We start from the raw sequence: 20,900 nt of genomic DNA, 5'->3' as shown, positions 1-20,900 counted from the left end.
ATATACAATTCCATATACTATAGAGTAATTGCATATAAAAATAATATAATTACATTAGAATAAAAAAATGAAAATGTTTTATAAACAAGGGGAAGAATGATGCTTGGGGTTTTTAAAAGAAATAAAACAAACACCAGTATAATTGAATTAAGCAAAGGCCAACAAATCATATTTAACGTGCCTGCTAATTCTGAACTAAAAACTCAAATGGATATGCTACATATTTCAAAGGAAGATTTACAAATTGTTAAAGTATTACAGCCATTTATTTATGAGGAAATAGATTGGATAACAGAAAAATTCTACACCAACATCACAAAACAACCTAATTTAATTGCTGTTATTGAACGCTACAGCTCTATTCCCAAATTAAAACAAACTTTAAAGACACATATTAAAGAATTGTTCAGCGGGAATATGAATGAAGATTTTATTGAACAACGTGTTAGAATTGCAAAAAGGCACGTACAAATTGGTTTACATAGAAAATGGTATACCGCTGCTTATCAAGAATTATCCCGCTCCGTCATAAAGATTTTGCAAACGAAAATTTCAACGATAGACGATTTTTCTTATTATATAAACGTAATAAATAAATTATTCACATTAGAACAAGAACTTGTTATTGCAGCTTATGAATCCGAATATGAAAGAATCCAAAAAGAACATGAAAAAGAAAAAGAACTGACAACTATGACGATTACACATACAGAACTAGCGGCAGTATCTGAAAAAACAAGCTCTTCTATTCAACAGTTAACATCTAAATCAGAAAGTATCGTAGGAATTGCAAAAACAGGTACATCATTAGCTACGACATCAGAAGAAAAGGCCAATAAAGGAAAAGAACAATTAAATTTGCAAAACAAACGAATGGAAAGCATCCAAACGAATATGGAAACTATCATTACTGATACTCATGAACTTCTTGATATTTCTAACAAAATTAACGAAATCATTGATATTGTAAAATCAATCGCCGAGCAAACAAATTTACTAGCATTAAATGCCGCTATTGAATCTGCACGTGCTGGCGAATTTGGTAAAGGTTTTTCAGTCGTAGCGGGAGAAATCCGAAAGTTATCAGAGCAAACGAAAGAATCAATTTCCAACGTTACAAAACTCGTTGAAAAAACTAATGAACAAATTATACACGTCTCTTCTTCCGTGGAACAAATAAGCTCTCTCGTATCTGAAGGGACAGATAGTATGCATGCGACAGATCAATATTTCCAAGAAATCGTAAAAGATATGTCTAACTCTAAAGAACAAAATAAAAAAATTGAAAATGAATTAGAGACTATCTCACAAGTAATGAAGAGTATTCAAGACGATTCCTCAACAATGGCCTTAACAGCGGATAATTTACAACTAGAACTAAACCGATAAGACGAATCGATATAAAGTGGAGATTCTTCATCTCCGCTTTGCATTCATCCTTATCATCCATCTACAAAAAAAGAATCCAGAATGGATTCTTTTATTTTCTGAAAAATATTTTTTGGCAATAAAAATAACTCATATAAACACCAAAGCTTTGTAAAATAAACAAAGCTGGCATAATAATATTATAATATGCCATATCTACTCGGAAGAGCCTTAACGACACGTATCCGGTAATTAATAATACAAACAACATATATCCTTCATTTTGCTGTTTCTTAATTAGAAAATGTAATAAAGCTATGGCCATAAATAATGTCACCACTATATATATAAGCTTTTCACATTTAAAAATAATAGAATTTATTCCCTCGTCTGAAAGCTGGTTAATAACTGGTTTTAACAGTTTAAATCTTTCTACTTCCATTTCTTTTAACTCTTGATCAATGTGCTCTTTTACACTTTTATTTTTGGATGTTTTTTCTTCATTTTGACTTTTTCCAATTAAAACAGATTGAACATAAGTCTGATTAGAAATCGTATACTGTGACATTCCCATCATCTTGATACCATAGCTCACACCAAAATGAGTACTATAAAACAGAATAAGTATTCCCATCATTTTTAATAGTAATTTTTGTTTCGTTGCTGATTGAAATAATTCAATTAACAGCACATATACAACTATAAAAATAGGTAAAAATAACCCCATTGGGAAAATCATATTGCTCAGCGCAAATAAAATGGCTGAAATTACCCACATATAAGGATGGTCTAATCCCTTATATAAAAATATGTAACAAGCACAATAAAATAAAAATATTGCGAGTGATTCCGCCGTTAATACAGAACTCATAAATATATTTGGAATATATAAAGCGTAAAACATTGATGCAATACGACCACACTCTTCTCCAAAGACCATTGACGCAATGCGATAAATGAAAAATGCAGTTCCTGTACAAAATAAAATATTAAATAATTGTAAAGCGAATACCGTATCACCAAATATACGAATGATGATCGATTCATAAATAATAAAAGGTAACTGTGCTATATTTTCTATATTATTGCCAATTGCAATCTGCTTTGCAGACTCATACATAGCTTTCATATCACCTATCATTGGAACATCTACAAATAGAACTGTGATAAGTCTTACAACTGTAGATATGCTTATAAGAAAAACAAGAAATTGTTTATCTGTAAAACGATATTGCAAAATTGATGCTACTAACAAAATAAGAATAACAAAAATCACTAATACAATTGTTATACTTGTTGTACTTCCTCCAAAAAATTGCTTACTTGTTTCAAAAGCCGACCAACAACTATAGGCAAAAAATGCGAGCATCGCACCAATCATTATTTTACTGAAGAAAGACGAAAAATTTGTTCTTATATGATTCATATGTCCATTGCACCTCTATTTCCATTCATAACAAAACGATTCTATCATGAATAAGCACAAGGTTAATAGGGAATTTCTATGACAAATACATAGTCATTACTTTTTCACTTGCAATGTAAGCGAATCCTCTTTTACACTACATTTTATATATGATAAATTTTCTTTCAGTTACATGAATACAAATACAGAAATTTCAATAAAGTGAAACTTTAATCCACGGGGGTTTTGTTCATCCCCCACTGACTATTAGCCCGCAAATAGTGGGATAATCCTCTTTTGGAACACTTTACTTCATTAAATATCTAATATGGGTACTCCACTTACACATGTCACTCTGATTGAAAACAGAAAATAGGGGATGAATATATGGAAAAGAAATTCATGCGAGAATCAAAGGCAATTAAAACAACACGTGTTTTTCCTAACGATTTAAATAATCACCAAACACTTTTCGGGGGGAAATTATTAGCAGAAATTGATAGTATAGCTTCAATTGCAGCTGCGAGACACAGCCGCAAACATTGCGTAACAGCATCTATCGATTCCGTTGATTTTTTAACTCCAATTCACCAAGCAGATTCTGTTTGTTATGAAGCATTCGTATGTTATACAGGAAAATCTTCAATGGAAGTTTTCGTAAAAGTAATTGCAGAGGATCTACTAGCAGGCGAGCGTAGAATGGCCGCAACGTGTTTCATTACATTTGTCGCATTAAAAGACGGAAAACCTTCATCTGTACCACAAGTAATTCCTGAAACAGAGGAAGAACATTGGCTACATACAACTGGTTCAGAGCGTGCAGAAAATAGAAAAAAAGGACGTTTGAAAAGTAAAGAAATGGCTGAAGTGTTAACTTTAAGTAAGCCTTGGAATATGTAACATTAGGATTTTATATTATACATGCACAGGTTTTTTCTTCCTTGCATGTATTTTTTATTATAATAAAGTGTTACACCTTAGCGTTTTTATTCGATGCCTGTTTCCTAAAATCACCCATCAGCTTTTCCTTTATTTTGTTATGCTATTAATGGTATATTAAATAATGTTCGTTTAAAAATAACCATAATATGATTAAGTATATAAGGGATGGTGCGGTAATGTCTATTGAGGTACCAATTTCAATACCAAAAACGTTAATTATTATTCCAGCGTATAACGAGGAAGAAGCAATTGCAGATACATTAACAAGATTATTAGAACTAAAACAGCATTTTACAGCATTAAGCATTTGCGTTATTAATGATGGATCAAAAGATAAAACAGCTCAAATCGTAAAAGATTTCCCTGTTCATCTCGTTAATTTACCATATAATCTAGGTATCGGTTCAGCTGTACAAACTGGATATAAATACGCTTATGAGAACGGATATGATATTGCGATTCAGTTCGATGCTGATGGACAACATAATCCTGATGATTTATACAAAATCATACAGCCTATTGCCGAGGATCAATGCGATATGGTGCTGGGTTCACGTTTTACAGAAAAAACAGCATATAAAGGTAGTATTTCCCGAAGAATCGGTATTTTTTATTTTACCGCTCTATTGAAAGTACTAACAAAACAAACATTTATGGATCCAACTTCTGGGTATCGTGCTATCAATCGAGAAGTAATTAAGATTTTTGCACACAATTATCCAAAAGATTATCCAGAACCAGAAGTCCTTATTCATTTAAAAAAGAAAAAACTTCGCATTAATGAAATATCTGTAAATATGCAAGAGCGACAAGGTGGACAATCTTCCATCACTCCCCTTAAATCTGCATATTACATGGTTAAGGTGAGTCTTGCTATATTGATGCAAAAAATCGTGAAAGGTTGATAATGAATGCATATAATTACCTTTTCATTCATCTTTATTTTATTACTATTCTTCTCAATTATTAATTCCATTCGTCGTGGGACTTTAGAAACAAAATATGCTATTTTATGGATTTTCGTTTGTATTACAATGGCTATTTTAAGTTCTACGGATAAAATTATAAATTGGATTGGAAAACTATTAAACGTAGAATATCCTCCGTCCATTTTATTCTTATTCGGACTATTATTCTGTTTTATCTTAATTTTTGACCTGACGAGAAAAATCTCCAAATTACACCATCAACTTGTAACATTAACGCAAGATTATGCATTATTAAAACAAAAATTAAAGATAACAGATAAGGAATAACTTCCTAACTAAATACTAATATACTAAAGCTCCTGAATTTTGCTTGAAAAATTCAGGAGCTTTTATCATTTCAAATTATTTCTTTCTAATTATACGAGGTACCACAATAGAAAGTTGATTTACAAAGTTTATATGCGTTAAACTTATACAGATGTTCTTGTAGTCTTCTTCCTTTCAAAAGACTTGTATATATGGTACAAAACATAAAAAATTTGAGGAGATAAAAACTCTATGATGGAACAAAAACAACTCGTTTCCGTTGTCATACCTCTGTATAATACGGAAAAATATATTGAAGAAACAATGCAATCAATACTAGATCAAACATATAAAAACATTGAAATTGTAATTGTAGATGATGGAAGCAAAGATCAATCACCTTCCATCGTAAAAAACCTTGTACAAAAGTACCCCGGACAAATAAAATACGTCCCACAAAAAAATCAAGGCGTTTCAGTTGCTCGTAATACAGGAATTGAAAATGCTAGCGGAGAATATGTTGCTTTTCTTGATAGTGATGATTTATGGCATCCAACAAAAATCGAAAAACAAGTTGAAAGCATGCATAAAAACAACATGAACGCTTGTTATTGTGGCTATATGAACTTTTACGAAGAGACTGGTGAAAAAGTTGAGCACACGACAAACTTTATTAAAGGTGATATGACAAAAGCTTTCTTAACGCATCAAGTTGTTGCTCAGACGAGCACTTGGATTTTGAAAAGATCTATCGTGATGGATCATAATATTCGTTTCACACCAGGGTGTAGCTGGGGAGAAGATTTAGAATTTCTATTTAAATTAATGAGCGTTACAAATGTATGCTATGTAGATGAATATTTAACATATTATCGAATCTTATCCGAAGGAAATCTTTCTTCAAAGTATAAAGATTATGAATTAAAAACAGCAAAAGAATTAGAAGTGTTTAATCGAATGAAGGATTGGGTTCATAATAAATCAAAAGACTTAATCGTGAATGATTCTACAGAACTTATTGAAATCCTTGAAACTTATCTATTCCCATATACAGTCATTAACAATGCTTGTATATACATTAAAGGAAGCTCTAAGTTAGATAAATCACAAGTTCAATTAATCAAGGGCGATATAAATAAATATTGTCGCAAAATTTATTCGAAAAATGGAAAACGAAGCAAAAAGCTATACGCAATGCTTTGGTTTGTACGAATAAAGTTTATGTTTTCTTAAATAAAGAATACGCTTTTAAACATACTTTCCGTAAACAAATCAAATTTACAAATAGGACGAAGTGCGTCCTGAAAAATAGAAAGGTCTTGTTCCATGAAAACAAATAAAATCCTTAAAAACGCCTCCTACCTATTTGTAGGAAATATTACTGTTCGATTTGTACTTGCTATTGCGACCATTTTCTTTGCAAGATATGTTTCACCAAAAGAGTATGGGATGTTTACAACTGCTTTAGCAGTTTCCGCTGTTATTTGTTATTTTACAGATGCAGGTTTGACACATACATTTATGCGTGAAGGAACGAGAAGCAACGCTAACATTAGCGTACTAATTAGTAGTTATTTACGTATTCGTTTAGTATTAGCTATCGTAATTTCTGTGCTCTTCGCTATTTTCGCTCAGTTCTTCTATCCTGATGCTTACTTACGTGCGATGGTATATTGGGTTGTACTGCCGACAATGTTTGGAGCCACTTTACAAGGTGTCGGGATGGCTTACTTCCAAGTAACAGAACGCATGCAATTTACAGCGATTATTTCTGTAATACAAGGTGTAACAGCCGCAGCTGCTCTTCTACTAGGAATGTCCTTTAAATGGTCACTTATGATGGTTGCTGCCATGTACGGGATATCCAGTCTCGTAACAGGACTCATCGCCTTTATAATGGTAATTCGCCATACAACAGTTCATAAGGGCTGGGATAAAGGCATTTTAGATCAATTGCTCATTTTCACAATCAATGGCATTATCATTATGCTCTTACCACAGTTAGGGCCCATTATATTAGAAAAAGTTTCAACGTATGAGCAAGTTGGATTCTTTGGAGCTGCTTCTAAAATACCTGCTGTCCTTTATCAAATACCTGGTGTAATTGCAGCAGCCTTTTATCCAAAGTTATTTGCTTTTGGAAATGAAAAGAATATTGATGAACATAGAAAACTATCACAGTTCGAATTAAAACTTATGTCTTTCTTAGGAATGGGAATCTCCATTCCATTTATCGCTGATCCAAGCTTTTGGATTGTTACTTTATTAGGTGAACAATATGCACCAGCCGGTGATGCTCTTGCAATTTTAGCCTTTATGGTTATTTTACAATCTATCAACTATCCACTTGCTGATAATTTAACAACTATTGGTCAACAGTGGAAGCGTGCGACAACGATGGGAATTGGATTAGCTGTCGCTATCGTAAGTTACATCGTATTAGGTGGCCAATTTGGAATGATGGGAGCTGCGGTAGCTGCTATCATTACTGAGGTTACTTTATTAATCGGATTTACTTTATTCGTTCGTAAAGGATTTACATTACTATTCAAAGGGATTGTATTTAATACACTAGCATTTATAATCAGTTACGCCCTATACCGCACAGTATTAATTAACTTACCACCACTGGTAGCTCTAACACTTACTGGTATATTGTACGGTATTATTGGCCTTGCAATTGATCCACAAATACGCGGGTTGATTTTAGGATTTGTAAATAAAAAATTAGTTCGTAAAAACGCTTAAAAGCCAAAAGCTTTTCCTATTAAGAATGGAAAAGCTTTTGGCTTTTTATATACCATCATTTACAGAACATAAATTCTGAAGACTGCACTTCATTATTCTCGAATTTTCAGTGGTTAAAAATGCTATATATTCCATGTCAAATTGACTTACTTTCTGAGAATGCTTTATACTAAATTACAAGTAAACTATGAAACTCAATGCTTGTAAAATATATATGATACAACAAAAATATATATTTTTTTATGCTAAAACTAAAAAACACACCTTCATAATTGGTGTGTTTTTATATGTAACAACTTTCGAAGGAGGATTATAAATTTTTATGAGCATAAAGCCGAACAATAAGATTTTCTCAAAGAAAACTATAATGATTATTCCGATATTATTATTGTGTGCTTTTGCTTTTCATTATTTCTTTTTAACATCTAATCAAGTCTTTTCTGGTACAGGTGATGCATTAAGCCAATTTGGTTTCTTTACATTTCTCCTGCAACATGCCTTTAAAGATGGTAATCTTTTTTGGTCTTTTGATTATGGATTAGGTGGAGATTTATTTGGAGAGTTTAGTTATTATTACAGTACAGCGCCGTTCTTCTGGATTACGCTGTTACTTCCTAAATTAAATATTGAACAAATCTATGATATGAAATTATACATGAGTATTTTAAAAAACTTTTTAGCTATGTTATTCATGTATGGTTCTTTACGTTATCATAAGAAAACAGTCTTCTCATCTTTTATTGCTGCTATTATGTATGGTGGATGTATTACTTTTATGCGCCATTCATTACTTTGGGATTTCATGGCTGATGCCATCGTATTTTTACCATTAGTAATATGGGGACTTGATAAATATATTATAGAAAAGAAACGTGGACTTTTCTTAGTAGCTGCTACTTTAATGTTAGCATCGAACTTTTATTTTGCTTTTATTACAAGTATTTTCATTTTCATTTACGCATTTTTCCAATACTTTGCCACACAGCAAAATAAAACAATCGTCTCTTTTCTAACCTATTATATTAAAATTGGATTATTATACGGTCTATCACTTGGCTTGGCTGCAGTTTGCTTTATTCCATCAGTCAATGCGGTATTTAGTGCGGATCGGTTAACGAAGAAATTTGATATACCTTTATTCTTTGAAGATACATTTTATAAAGATCTAATGGAAACTATCTTCTTCGTATATGATGCTGAAAATCATCAATTAGCTTTACCAGCTTTAATTTTATTCCTAATCATATTTGGAATGTTTATACGTGATAAACTTGTTAAAAATAAAGTATTCTTTACATTTTTCATGTTCATTCTGTTTATGCTTCCGTATACATACTCTGTATTTAATGGTTTCTCAGCAATGCAATATAGATGGCTTTATTTATTTGTATTTGTAATTGCTCAAACTATAGCATACATCTTAGATTGGATGATTGTTCATAAGAAAGAACATAAATTACCTTGTATAATGAGTTCATTAGTGTCAATAGGATTATTCATTTATGCATTTTATAGAAAAGTAAATATAAATGTAAGTGATAAACCTTTACAGGTAGTTGACAATATTTTAATCGGAACTATCGTTCTTTCTCTCATTACAGTATGTTTATGGCGTTATCTTTCTAAACCTTTCATACAATTTTTAGTTGTAGTGAACGTACTCGTTAGTACAATTTCCATGAATTACATGTATGCTAATAATATACTTAGTACCGCTTTCGGACAAAGCAATGCTACAAAAGAAGCTTTACATGTATCTGGCTATGATAATAAAGATGAGATTGCTGCCATTCGTTATATACAAGAATATGATACGGACTTTTATCGTATTCTTAACCCAGCTAGCGCCCATAACACACCAATGTTACAAGGTTATCATGGTACAAGTACGTACCAAAGCTTGATTAATTATTATGTTCATGACTTTATGAAAAATAAATACAACGTATTCCAAGGGTTCGACACTCCTTCGATGTTCTTCCAAGTTGATAGTCGACTACTACTTGAAAATATGTTAGGTGTAAAATATCGCGTACTAAGCGCTGATACAGATCAAAAAAATATCCCATATGGATATAAACTATTAAAACAAGTAGGACCATATAATATTTACAAAAATGACTATGCTTTACCGTTAGGGTATGTATATGATTCTGGTATAAGTGAAGAAGAATTTTCTAAATTAAACTTCGCTCAGCGTGACCAATTATTATTACATGCTGTAGTCGTTAATAATGGAAAAGACTTTTCATTAACTCATTTTGATAAAAAGAACCTTAATTCAAAAGCGGTATCTATCAATATGGAAAAAGTACAACTAGAAAATATGGAAAAAGAGAATAATAAACTCATTGTCCACGGCAATGGAAATATGATTGTACCTATAAATTATCCTAATACTCCTGGAGATTTAATTGTAGAATTAAAGATAAAAAATAAAGGTTCATTCCATGCAGTAGTTAACGGGAAAGATATGGGGAAAGGTGAAGACACTGGTGCATACTCATATCCTTTAGAAAGATTTGTTTATAATTTAGGTAAAGACGATCGCCCAGACCAACTAACTATTTCTATTGATGCGCCAGGTGAATACGAACTTGAAGACTTACAAGCAAATATCGTAAATTACGAAGGTGTACAAAAAGAAACAAAAAAACTAACTGAAAATAGACTTCAAAATATTTATTATAAAAACAACTATTTAAAAGGTGAAATCAACTCAAAAAAGGATGGATTACTATATTTATCTGTTCCATATAGTAAAGGTTGGACTATAAAAGTTGATGGAAAAGAAACAGAATTCACGAAAGCAAATTCTGCCTTTATTGGCGTACCAATTACAAAAGGAGCACATGTAATCGAAATGACTTATGTTACACCTTACTTTAAATTAGGTATGATTATATCAATTATTTCACTAATTATTTGTGTAGCCTTACTAGTTTTTACAAATCAAAAAGGACGCCGAAAATTGCCTTTTAAAAAGCAGCAATGAGCACTCAATAAATCATGAAGCTATCCAAAGCGGATAGCTTCATAAAAAATATTAAATAACGTTTTAACCATTATAAACAAGGAGGGTCAAAAATGACTCTTTCAATAGTCGTACCATGCTACAATGAAGAAAAGATGCTTCGAGCCTTTTATTCAGAGACTTCTCTAGAAATTCATAAATTAACTACCGATTATGAATTTGTTTTTGTAAATGATGGTAGTAAAGATGATACATTAAATATTCTACGTGATTTGGCAAATTCAGATGCAGCTGTTCATTATATATCATTTAGTCGGAATTTCGGCAAAGAAGCCGCTATGTTAGCTGGTTTAAAATACGCTACAGGTGATGCAGTTGTTATTATGGACGCCGATTTGCAACATCCTCCTACACTAATAAAAGAAATGTTAGAAGGATATAACGAAGGTTACGACCAAGTTATTGCAAAAAGAACAAGAACAGGTGATTCACCCGTTCGCTCTTTCGTTTCTCGTCTATACTATAAAGTGATGAATAAGTTTGTAGATATTGAACTAGTAGACGGCATTGGAGATTTTAGACTTTTAAGTAGAAGAGCTGTTGATTCTCTATTATCTTTAAGCGAATACAATCGCTTCTCAAAAGGTTTATTCTCCTGGATTGGATTTAATGAACTAATTATTGGATATGAAAATGTATTACGTTCTGATGGAGAAAGTAAGTGGACTTTTTCTAAATTGTTAAATTACGGAATAGATGGTGTTATCTCATTCAATAATAAACCATTAAGACTATCTATATATCTTGGATTATTAACAACTATTTTAGGGATTTTATACGTAATTACTACATTTATTCAAATTATTGTTGGTGGTGTTGAAGTCCCAGGATACTTCACTTTAATTTCCGCTATATTATTTATTGGTGGTATTCAACTCATTTTCCTAGGTGTTATGGGTGAATACATCGGTCGCATTTATTATGAAACAAAACGTAGACCACATTTTATTGTAGCTGAAAAGAAAGTTAGTGAAGTCAAACAAAAAGCATAATAAAAAAGTTACTTCTACCTTGAACTGTACCCTATAAAATGGACAGTTTAATAAAAAAGCCCTGAAAAATCAAGCACTTAAAAGGTGGTTCCGATATTCGATCGGAGCCATCTTTTTTAATGTCCACTGATAACGATTATAATTATACTCCTCCATATAATCCTTTATGTTGAGCTCAAGGGATTCAAAGGTTTGACAATCTTTATAATCTAATTCATCTTTCATATGACCAAAAAAGGATTCCATTGGTGCATTGTCTAAACAATTGCCCCTACGGGACATAGATTGTCTGATCCCCATTTCTCTTACACGTTTCTGAAATTCAGGGTGTGTATAATGAATACCTTGGTCTGAATGTAGAAGCGCTTCAGGATGAATGACTTCTCCTAATCTCTCTTTCAAGTTATCTAATGTTTGATAGACGATATCCATTCGTAAAGAGGAAGAGACATGATAGGCTAAAATCTCTCGTGTTGCGCTGTCTTTTACACATGATAAATAAGCCTTCTTTCCTTTTCCATAAAATAAATAGGTAATATCCGTTAACATACTTTTTTCAGGCTCTTCTTGATTGAATTGGCGTTTTAAAAGGTTCGGACATGTTTTATGTTCTTGTGTCGCTTTTGCGATGTGTTTATAAGGATTCGCTCGGCGAATCTTTGTCACAAGGTTATATTTACGCATAATACGGTAAATACGCTTGAGATTCATACAAATTCCTTTTGTCTTTTCCAACACCATTTTGATAGAACGACCACCACATGTTTTCCCTTTTCGATTAAAAATTTCTTGGATCCATTCATAATCTGTTTCATCATTGCGTTCTTTTTCCAGCTGTTTATCTGTCTGATGAAGCCACGCATAGTATCCACTCCGACTTACCCCAGTCAGTGTGCAAAGGTAACGCACCATACGTGGGAATTGGAATCGACGTATGGTTTGTTCAATCAGTGTGTATGTTTCTCGTGGTGTTAACGCTTCTTCTGTAACGCCTGCCTTTCGAGTTCGTCTAACTTTTTTAGGAATGTCAATTCCGCTTCTAAAAACGCAATACGTGCTTCCGCTTTCTTTAATTTTTCATCAGAAGAGAGGGGTTTTTCCGAAGGGCGTCCCGTGCTTCCTTTCCCGCGGCGTTCTGTATAAAAGCCTTCCTCACCAAATTGTTCAAAGGTTCTTCGCCAACGTTTCAAGCATTGTTTTGGTTTCTTCTCACCGATCACAGCTAAGTCAAACCCATTCTCTAAAAAGATTTGGCTAGGACCTTTTCCTTGTTGATTTTCTTTTACCGCTCTTACTTTGAAATCTGAACAATAGCTAATCGAACGGTCCGACGCTTTTAATACATTTTTATTTTTTTCTAGCTGTTTCATTTGAATTTCGTTAAAAATAATTTTACCCATTCTCCGTACCTCATTTCTATCGTTGGTTCCATTATAACGAGGTTTTTTGATAAAAATACACAAAAACCCCGAATCATGGGGCTTTTTTTAAGTGTCCATGATTCGGGGTACAGTTCACCTACAGAAGTAACTTTTTTTATACTAATATTTACATACCTTTTTTTGCATAGATATAATCGTTTCTTTTAGCCCGCTATAATAAGAAGTTTTAGGTATCTCACCAATATACCTCTCATATTTCTCTCCGCTTAATACAACAGGATTTTCTGTCAAATATAGCATTTCCACAAATTCTTTCATCTGCTTATCAAATAGTCCGATTAAATTTATCATACCTTTTTTTACTGTCATTACTGGTTTTGTATATCCCGTTAATTCTTGTATATGTTGAATCATCTCTTCACCTGTAATGACACCACAACCCGGTATGTTCCAATTTTGTCCATAGGCCTCATCACGTAAAGCTAATTCAACCATTGCTTTTGCACCGTCTGGTGTGAAAATATATTCACGAGCAATCTTTTTATCTCCAACAAAGCTTGATAACTTATTTGCAAGTACCCCATTTAAAGTATGATGAACAAGTGTACTTTCTGCATTTGGACCATAAAAATCAGGGAAATGTGCAATAAACATTTGTACACGAGCCTGTTTTGCCATCATTTCTAGCTGTAACCGAATTTTCCCTTTCTTCGTATGTGGTGCCTTTTTAACTTCTTCCACTACAGGTTCTTCCCCTTGCCTCCCATACGCATAAATATTATCAACTATCCCTAACTTACTGTCGTAATACATTGCTACTTCTAATATATTTTTTAATAATTTTGGTTGCTTCTTCTCCCAATCTGAATATGGAATGTTTACAGCATGAAATATAATATCAACGCCTTTCGCGGCTTCCATTATATCCTCCTGTATAAATACATCTCCCGCTACAACTTTCACATTTTCTTCTCCAGAAAATAATATCTCTAATTTCTCTTTATTCCTCGCAAAGGCCACTACATGAATTCCTCTGCTACATAATTCTTTTACAATTGCATACCCCATTGATCCAGATGCTCCTAGCACTAAAGCTTTTTTCATTATATATCCCCCCTAAATTAATTAACCGATGTTCAATTAATATTAAAAAGAAAATCACTTACATAAGAAGTGATTTTGAAATAAACTCCACGTGTACTTTAGCTAATCCTTTTACTTCTTCAAATGTTTGATCATTCCCACAATAGTGTGCCACAAACCCATGTAATGATAGAAAAACAGACCATATTGTCATTACATTTACCTTCTCATTACACAAAGAAGATACAACAGTAGCAAATTTTTCGTAACTAACATTTGGGCCATCTGCTAAACATTCTTTTAACTCATCATCTCTAATTAAAAACATGATTTCATAATGACTTTGATTTTGCAAACCAAATTCAATAAAACCAAATAAAACAGCTTTCAATTGTTCCTCTTGTGGTAAATTTTGATCATTAATCTCACCTAATTTTTGATTCAGCAATTGAAAATCTTGCTCTACCATCGCATAGAAAAGCTCTGCTTTATTTTTAAAATGATAATAGATGGCACCATGGCTATATCCTAGTTCTGTTGCAATTTTACGCATTGAAGTATGCTGATAACCTAATTTTATAAATAAGTCTCTTGCTACATTCATAATCATTTCTCTCGTTAATTCTTGTTTAACTGCCCTTCTTGGCGACATTTTTCATACCTCACAATTTAATTAACCACTGTTCAATTAATATTATAACCTTTTCCTAAAAAAATACAATGAGTTTCTTACAAAAAGATACATTTTGAAAGGATAGCATTATACTCAATAATTTAGTATCATGATTCAAGGTACTATTTCAAGTTGGACGGAGGATACTATGAGCTTATTAACAGTAGAAAAACTAGGCCATACATTTGGCGATCGCACATTATTTAAAGATGTATCCATGCGTTTACTAGCAGGAGAACATGTCGGATTAGTCGGTGCAAACGGTGTTGGTAAATCAACATTTATGAATATTATTACTGGTCAACTTATCCATGATGAAGGCCGTGTAGAATGGACACCTGGTACAAATTACAGTTACTTAGACCAGCATACAATTTTAACACCTGGTCGCACAATTCGTGATGTATTAGCTGACGCGTTTTTACCTTTATTTGAAAAAGAAAAAGCTTTAAATGAAGTTGCAGAAAAAATGGGAACGGCAACACCGGAAGAATTAGAGGACCTTCTTGAGCAGATGGCAGAAATCCAAGATGCTCTCGAAGCAGGTGGTTTCTATTTACTAGATATGAAAATCGAAGAGGCAGCAAGAGGTCTTGGAATTGATGCAATCGGTTTAGATCGTGATGTTTCAGCACTAAGTGGTGGACAACGTACAAAAGTATTACTTGCAAAGCTATTACTTGAGCAACCAGAAGTGTTATTACTCGATGAGCCTACTAACTATTTAGACGTTGAACATATTCATTGGTTAACTAATTATTTAAAAGAATATCCACATGCATTCTTATTAATCTCTCATGATACGGAATTTATGAACAAATGCGTTGATGTTATTTTCCATCTAGAATTTACAAAAATGACGCGCTATACAGCGACATACGAAAAATTCCTAGAGTTAGCCGAAATTAATAAAAATCAACATATAAATGCTTATGAAAAACAGAAAGAGTTTATTAAAAAGCAGGAAGACTTTATTGCAAAGAACAAAGCTCGTTATTCAACGACAGGTCGTGCAAAAAGTCGTCAAAAACAACTTGATCGCATGGAGCGTATTGATCGTCCTGAAACAGCAATTAAGCCAGAGTTCTCATTTAAAGAGTGTCGTGCAAGTAGCCGTTTCGTCTTTGAAGGTGAAGATGTAGAAATCGGATATACACATCCGTTATTACCAAAACTAACAATGACAATTGAACGCGGTGAAAAAATTGCCATCGTTGGTTGTAATGGTGTTGGTAAATCAACATTACTAAAAACGATTTTAGGAAAAATTAAACCTTTAAGCGGTAAAACAAGTCTTGGTGACTTCTTAGAGCCTGCATACTTCGAGCAAGAAGTAAAAGCTGATAATATAACACCAATTGATGACGTTTGGAACACATTCCCTAGCATGGACCAACATCAAGTTCGTGCAATGTTAGCGAAATGCGGATTAAAAAACGAGCATATCTCTCGCCCGCTAAATCAATTAAGTGGTGGCGAACAAGCAAAAGTTCGTTTATGTAAGTTAATGGGTGAAGAAAGTAACTGGATCCTATTCGATGAGCCAACAAACCATCTTGATGTTACAGCAAAGGAAGAACTTCAAAAAGCTCTGAAGGCATATAAAGGGACAATCCTTCTTGTATGTCACGAACCAGAATTTTATGAAGGCTGGATTACAAAAACTTGGAATGTTGAAGAATGGTCACAAAATAATTCTTAATTATAATAGAAAATCCTTGCGTTCTATATGCAAGGATTTTTTATATTATAGTATGCCGTAAGCCTCAATCGAAACTCATTTAAACTAGGATATACCGCTAAATTAGCAAGCATACCTCTAATGACTGGAATTCTTGGATTTTGCAATCTCATTTCTGCTTCTAAAACATCTAAAGTTACAAGTAACTCATCATTTTCTAATTGATCAGCTAATGTTCGTTTAAATACAATAATTTCACTTAGAAAATGTTCCTTCACCTGTTCCTTAATAAGTTCGGAACTACAAAGAAATTCTCCTAGTCTCTCTTCATGTAGGACAGGTTCCTCCGAAGATTCTAGAAGCCCCTCTACTAAATTATCTATCCTCTGTAAAATAAAGGTCGAAACATAGGATAAATCAATTTCCGGTGCATTTAAAATAATTAATTGTAAATAACCATGGCATATTCCTTCTAACATAATTACCAAATCTAATAAATATGGACTGACTTTGTCACCATAAATGGACAGTAAGCTATTCCGATAAAATGCATGAGACTCTAATTTCATCCTCATCATAAACTCTTCTACTTCTTTATTAAACGGAATTGCATTTTCTCTTGCATGCATAATAATAAATTCTTTATGTTTTTGCACATCAGTAAACTGACAATATAATTGTTTTTCAAATTTTTCACGTGGTAATAAAGATTCTTTTTCAATATCCAGCATTTTCTTCTGAATCTTGTCATAATAATACCGAAGTGTGGCCAATAATAACTCATCTTTTGATTTGAAATATAAATAAAAAGCTCCTTTTGATATACCACATGCGGTTACGATTTCTTGTACTGACGTTGCATTTACACCCTTAGTTGCAAATAACCTCATAGCCATCTCTATAATTAAGCGCTCTTTTTCTTTCATATTCTCTCTCCTAAATTTAATCTCGCATCTTATGTAAATTCAAACTTGATTTTATTCCACATTAACTGAAAATAAAACTCCCCGTCTAAAATTTAATGGAGTAAATGGTTTATATAGAAGCCTTTCCATCTATAAAATCCGGTTAGTAAAAGCCAATGATCAGAAAAAGAATAGGAAACCGACTACTTACAGTTTGATTTTATTATACCATCTCTTTTCATTGACGACTGACCAATCGGTCAGTTATATTATGTATTAGACTGACCGATTGGTCAATATAATAAAAAGGGAGCGCAAACATGAACAAAATCATCAATTTCACGTTAAAAAATAAGTTCGCAGTTTGGCTACTAACCATTATTGTTACTATTGCGGGTATTTATTCTGGACTCAATATGAAGCTGGAGACAATTCCTGATATTACAACACCGATTGTAACAGTAACCACGGTTTATCCTGGTGCTACACCAGAAGAAGTAGCTGATAAAATTTCAAAACCAATGGAAGAACAACTCCAAAATTTAAGCGGTGTAAACGTTGTTAGTTCATCATCTTATCAAAACGCATCTTCTATTCAGGTAGAATATGATTTTGATAAAAATATGGAAAAAGCCGAAACGGAAATTAAAGAATCGCTCGCAAACGTGAAACTGCCAGAAGGTGTGAAAGACCCGAAAGTCTCACGAGTAAACTTTAATGCCTTTCCTGTTATTTCATTAAGCGTAGCGAGTAAAAACGAATCTTTAGCTGCCTTAACAGAAAATGTAGAAAAAAATGTTGTTCCTGGATTAAAAGGACTTGATGGTGTCGCATCTGTTCAAATCGCAGGTCAACAAGTAGACGAAGTACAGCTTGTCTTCAAAAAAGATAAGATGAAAGAATTAGGTTTAAGTGAAGATACTGTAAAAAATATGATAAAAGGTTCGGACGTATCGTTACCACTTGGCTTATATACATTTAAAGATACGGAAAAATCAGTTGTTGTCGATGGTAACATTACAACAATTAAAGCATTAAAAGAATTAAAAATTCCAGCTATCCCTTCATCACCGAATGGTCAAGGTAGCCAAATCGCTGGTGCTGGAACACAAGCACCACAGATGAATCCGGCCGCTATGAATGGCATACCAACGGTTACATTAGAAGAGATTGCTGATATTAAAGAAGTTGGAAAAGCGGAATCCATTTCTCGAACGAATGGAAAAGAAGCAATCGGTATTCAAATTGTGAAGGCTGCTGATGCGAATACAGTTGATGTTGTAAATGCAGTTAAAGATAAAGTAAAAGACCTTGAGAAAAAATATAAAGACTTAGAGATTATTTCAACATTCGATCAAGGTGCGCCTATTGAAAAATCAGTCGAAACAATGCTTAGCAAAGCTATTTTCGGTGCTATCTTTGCGATTGTTATTATTATGTTGTTCCTGCGAAACATTCGAACAACACTAATCTCTGTCGTTTCTATACCACTTTCTTTATTAATTGCAGTTTTAGTAATAAAACAAATGGATATTACCCTTAACATTATGACACTTGGAGCAATGACAGTTGCTATTGGACGCGTTGTTGATGACTCAATTGTTGTTATTGAAAATATTTACCGACGTATGTCTTTATCAGAAGAGAAATTACGTGGGAAAGATTTAATTCGTGAAGCTACGAAAGAAATGTTTATCCCGATTATGTCTTCTACAATTGTAACAATCGCTGTATTCTTACCTCTTGGGCTTGTAAAGGGTATGATTGGTGAAATGTTCTTACCATTTGCTTTAACAATTGTTTTTGCCCTACTTGCTTCCTTACTTGTGGCAGTTACAATTGTGCCGATGCTAGCACATTCCTTATTTAAGAAGGAAAGCATGAAAGAAAAAGAAGTACATCATGAAGAAAAACCAAGCAAATTAGCAAACGGCTATAAACGTATACTTGAATGGGCGTTAAACCATAAAATTATTACATCAAGTATCACAGTCCTCCTATTAGTAGGCAGCCTTGCACTTGTACCAATCATCGGTGTCAGCTTCTTACCATCTGAAGAAGAAAAAATGATTATCGCAACGTACAAACCTGAGCCAGGTCAAACGTTAGACGACGTTGAAAAAATTGCAACGAAAGCTGAAAAGCATTTCCAAGATAAAAAAGACGTCAAAACGATTCAATTCTCATTAGGCGGCGAAAACCCAATGAGCCCTGGTCAAACAAATCAAGCGATGTTCTTCGTTCAATATGATAACGATACGAAAAACTTTGAAAAAGAAAAAGAACAAGTCGTTAAAGATTTACAAAAGATGTCTGGAAAAGGTGAATGGAAAAACCAAGATTTCGGAGCAGGTGGCGGTAGTAACGAAATTAAGCTATACGTTTATGGAGATAGCTCTGAAGAAATTAAGCCTGTCGTGAAAGACATTCAAAATATCATGAAGAAAAATAAAGATTTAAAAGACATAGACTCTAGTGTTGCAAAAACATATGCAGAATATACTTTAGTCGCTGATCAAGAAAAGTTAAGTAAAATGGGGCTAACTGCTGCTCAAATTGGAATGGGACTTTCTAATCAACATGACCGCCCTGTTCTTACAACAATTAAAAAAGATGATAAAGATATAAATGTATATGTAGAAACTGAAAAACAAAACTATGAAACGATCGATGACTTAACAAATCGTAAAATTACAACACCACTTGGTAATGAAGTTGCTGTTAAAGATGTTATGACTGTAAAAGAAGGTGAAACTTCTAACACAGTAACACATCGTGATGGCCGTGTTTATGCGGAAGTTAGTGCAAAACTAACATCTGATGACGTTTCAAAAGCATCTGCCGCTGTTCAAAAAGAAGTAGATAAAATGGATCTTCCTTCTGGTATAGATGTTTCTATGGGTGGTGTTACACAAGATATTCAAGAATCATTCAAGCAACTTGGCTTAGCGATGTTAGCTGCGATTGCCATTGTATACTTCGTTCTTGTTGTTACATTTGGCGGTGCCCTTGCACCATTCGCAATTTTATTCTCGCTACCATTCACAATCATTGGTGCACTCGTTGCCTTATTAATTTCTGGCGAAACGTTAAGCGTATCTGCGATGATTGGGGCTCTTATGCTAATTGGTATCGTTGTAACGAACGCAATCGTGCTCATTGACCGTGTTATTCATAAAGAAAATGACGGCCTATCAACACGTGAAGCATTATTAGAAGCTGGTACAACACGCCTGCGTCCTATCTTAATGACTGCAATTGCAACAATCGGGGCTCTTATCCCGCTTGCATTAGGATTTGAAGGTAGCGGCTTAATTTCTAGAGGACTTGGCGTAACAGTAATTGGTGGATTAACAAGTTCAACATTATTAACACTTCTTATTGTTCCAATCGTTTATGAAGCATTAAGCAAATTTAAAAAGAAAAAAGTAAAATAAAAAAATAACCTCGCT

Annotated in this window: 15 protein-coding genes and 1 pseudogene; 11 read left to right on the top strand and 5 right to left on the bottom strand. The window is 33.2% G+C overall.

The window, feature by feature from the left end; translation table 11 throughout:
- Positions 1–96: 96 nt before the first annotated feature.
- A pseudogene (locus BG05_RS32130) lies at positions 97–594 on the top strand (protoglobin family protein); the annotation flags it as partial.
- 99 nt (positions 595–693) lie between these two features.
- Complete coding sequence (locus tag BG05_RS32125) at positions 694–1,389, top strand: methyl-accepting chemotaxis protein (protein ID WP_407465372.1); 696 nt, start codon at positions 694–696, stop codon at positions 1,387–1,389.
- 91 nt (positions 1,390–1,480) lie between these two features.
- Here the strand turns inward: BG05_RS32125 and BG05_RS04765 are convergent, their stop codons facing one another.
- A complete protein-coding gene (locus BG05_RS04765; RefSeq protein ID WP_002184478.1) occupies positions 1,481–2,794 on the bottom strand; it encodes an ArnT family glycosyltransferase in 1,314 nt (437 codons plus the stop codon).
- Between the two features lie 366 nt (positions 2,795–3,160).
- On the opposite strand from BG05_RS04765, the gene BG05_RS04760 reads away from it, so the two are divergent.
- The 7 genes from BG05_RS04760 (at position 3,161) to BG05_RS04730 (ending at position 11,724) form a co-directional block, all read left to right on the top strand.
- The gene (locus BG05_RS04760) at positions 3,161–3,673 is read left to right on the top strand and encodes an acyl-CoA thioesterase (RefSeq protein WP_000412118.1); all 513 of its coding nucleotides are present in this window, start codon (positions 3,161–3,163) and stop codon (positions 3,671–3,673) included.
- A gap of 218 nt (positions 3,674–3,891) precedes the next feature.
- Positions 3,892–4,620 (top strand): glycosyltransferase family 2 protein, encoded by a 729-nt coding sequence (locus tag BG05_RS04755; RefSeq protein ID WP_000021472.1) that lies wholly within the window; start codon positions 3,892–3,894, stop codon positions 4,618–4,620.
- A 6-nt stretch (positions 4,621–4,626) separates the two neighbouring features.
- The gene (locus BG05_RS04750; RefSeq protein ID WP_002143937.1) at positions 4,627–4,971 is read left to right on the top strand and encodes a DUF2304 domain-containing protein; all 345 of its coding nucleotides are present in this window, start codon (positions 4,627–4,629) and stop codon (positions 4,969–4,971) included.
- A gap of 231 nt (positions 4,972–5,202) precedes the next feature.
- Positions 5,203–6,183: a glycosyltransferase family 2 protein gene (locus tag BG05_RS04745; protein WP_003192661.1), complete on the top strand. Its 981-nt coding sequence runs from the start codon at positions 5,203–5,205 to the stop codon at positions 6,181–6,183.
- A 93-nt stretch (positions 6,184–6,276) separates the two neighbouring features.
- Entirely contained in the window at positions 6,277–7,698 is a 1,422-nt protein-coding gene (locus tag BG05_RS04740; RefSeq protein WP_002184476.1) for an oligosaccharide flippase family protein, read from the top strand.
- A 322-nt stretch (positions 7,699–8,020) separates the two neighbouring features.
- On the top strand, positions 8,021–10,693 hold the full coding sequence (locus BG05_RS04735; RefSeq protein WP_033734366.1) for a YfhO family protein: 2,673 nt from the start codon (positions 8,021–8,023) through the stop codon (positions 10,691–10,693).
- Between the two features lie 92 nt (positions 10,694–10,785).
- Positions 10,786–11,724, top strand: coding sequence for a glycosyltransferase family 2 protein (locus BG05_RS04730; protein WP_002130144.1), 939 nt, complete (start codon positions 10,786–10,788; stop codon positions 11,722–11,724).
- A gap of 69 nt (positions 11,725–11,793) precedes the next feature.
- Here the strand turns inward: BG05_RS04730 and BG05_RS29175 are convergent.
- The 3 genes from BG05_RS29175 to BG05_RS04710 form a co-directional block, all read right to left on the bottom strand.
- A protein-coding gene (locus tag BG05_RS29175) for an IS3 family transposase (protein WP_087944740.1) occupies positions 11,794–13,124 on the bottom strand; the annotation gives its coding sequence in 2 pieces (ribosomal slippage) (positions 11,794–12,737 and positions 12,737–13,124; 1,332 coding nt in all).
- A gap of 141 nt (positions 13,125–13,265) precedes the next feature.
- Positions 13,266–14,210 carry an SDR family NAD(P)-dependent oxidoreductase gene (locus tag BG05_RS04715; protein ID WP_002166381.1) on the bottom strand — a complete coding sequence of 315 codons (945 nt, stop codon included), beginning with the start codon at positions 14,208–14,210 and terminating at the stop codon, positions 13,266–13,268.
- A gap of 58 nt (positions 14,211–14,268) precedes the next feature.
- Positions 14,269–14,841 carry a TetR/AcrR family transcriptional regulator gene (locus BG05_RS04710; protein WP_003192666.1) on the bottom strand — a complete coding sequence of 191 codons (573 nt, stop codon included), beginning with the start codon at positions 14,839–14,841 and terminating at the stop codon, positions 14,269–14,271.
- A gap of 169 nt (positions 14,842–15,010) precedes the next feature.
- Here BG05_RS04710 and BG05_RS04705 point away from each other — a divergent pair, with 169 nt between their 5' ends.
- Positions 15,011–16,564 carry an ABC-F family ATP-binding cassette domain-containing protein gene (locus BG05_RS04705; RefSeq protein WP_002130147.1) on the top strand — a complete coding sequence of 518 codons (1,554 nt, stop codon included), beginning with the start codon at positions 15,011–15,013 and terminating at the stop codon, positions 16,562–16,564.
- A gap of 23 nt (positions 16,565–16,587) precedes the next feature.
- Here the strand turns inward: BG05_RS04705 and BG05_RS04700 are convergent, their stop codons facing one another.
- Complete coding sequence (locus BG05_RS04700; RefSeq protein ID WP_003192668.1) at positions 16,588–17,469, bottom strand: TetR/AcrR family transcriptional regulator; 882 nt, start codon at positions 17,467–17,469, stop codon at positions 16,588–16,590.
- A 299-nt stretch (positions 17,470–17,768) separates the two neighbouring features.
- On the opposite strand from BG05_RS04700, the gene BG05_RS04695 reads away from it, so the two are divergent.
- The gene (locus BG05_RS04695; protein WP_033734369.1) at positions 17,769–20,885 is read left to right on the top strand and encodes an efflux RND transporter permease subunit; all 3,117 of its coding nucleotides are present in this window, start codon (positions 17,769–17,771) and stop codon (positions 20,883–20,885) included.
- Positions 20,886–20,900 lie beyond the last annotated feature (15 nt).

This window comes from Bacillus mycoides (assembly GCF_000832605.1).
GTDB classification, from domain to species: domain Bacteria; phylum Bacillota; class Bacilli; order Bacillales; family Bacillaceae_G; genus Bacillus_A; species Bacillus_A mycoides.
The sequence above is the reverse complement of the archived record's forward strand: the minus strand, read 5'-3'. Positions and strand labels throughout refer to the sequence as shown.

What these genes read in the sequence shown, in the direction of transcription:
- BG05_RS32125 (WP_407465372.1), top strand. Translation starts at nt 694, where the DNA reads ATGACGATTACACATACAGAACTAGCGGCAGTATCTGAAAAAACAAGC.
- BG05_RS04765 (WP_002184478.1), bottom strand. Translation starts at nt 2,794, where the DNA reads ATGAATCATATAAGAACAAATTTTTCGTCTTTCTTCAGTAAAATAATG.
- BG05_RS04760 (WP_000412118.1), top strand. Translation starts at nt 3,161, where the DNA reads ATGGAAAAGAAATTCATGCGAGAATCAAAGGCAATTAAAACAACACGT.
- BG05_RS04755 (WP_000021472.1), top strand. Translation starts at nt 3,892, where the DNA reads ATGTCTATTGAGGTACCAATTTCAATACCAAAAACGTTAATTATTATT.
- BG05_RS04750 (WP_002143937.1), top strand. Translation starts at nt 4,627, where the DNA reads ATGCATATAATTACCTTTTCATTCATCTTTATTTTATTACTATTCTTC.
- BG05_RS04745 (WP_003192661.1), top strand. Translation starts at nt 5,203, where the DNA reads ATGATGGAACAAAAACAACTCGTTTCCGTTGTCATACCTCTGTATAAT.
- BG05_RS04740 (WP_002184476.1), top strand. Translation starts at nt 6,277, where the DNA reads ATGAAAACAAATAAAATCCTTAAAAACGCCTCCTACCTATTTGTAGGA.
- BG05_RS04735 (WP_033734366.1), top strand. Translation starts at nt 8,021, where the DNA reads ATGAGCATAAAGCCGAACAATAAGATTTTCTCAAAGAAAACTATAATG.
- BG05_RS04730 (WP_002130144.1), top strand. Translation starts at nt 10,786, where the DNA reads ATGACTCTTTCAATAGTCGTACCATGCTACAATGAAGAAAAGATGCTT.
- BG05_RS04715 (WP_002166381.1), bottom strand. Translation starts at nt 14,210, where the DNA reads ATGAAAAAAGCTTTAGTGCTAGGAGCATCTGGATCAATGGGGTATGCA.
- BG05_RS04710 (WP_003192666.1), bottom strand. Translation starts at nt 14,841, where the DNA reads ATGTCGCCAAGAAGGGCAGTTAAACAAGAATTAACGAGAGAAATGATT.
- BG05_RS04705 (WP_002130147.1), top strand. Translation starts at nt 15,011, where the DNA reads ATGAGCTTATTAACAGTAGAAAAACTAGGCCATACATTTGGCGATCGC.
- BG05_RS04700 (WP_003192668.1), bottom strand. Translation starts at nt 17,469, where the DNA reads ATGAAAGAAAAAGAGCGCTTAATTATAGAGATGGCTATGAGGTTATTT.
- BG05_RS04695 (WP_033734369.1), top strand. Translation starts at nt 17,769, where the DNA reads ATGAACAAAATCATCAATTTCACGTTAAAAAATAAGTTCGCAGTTTGG.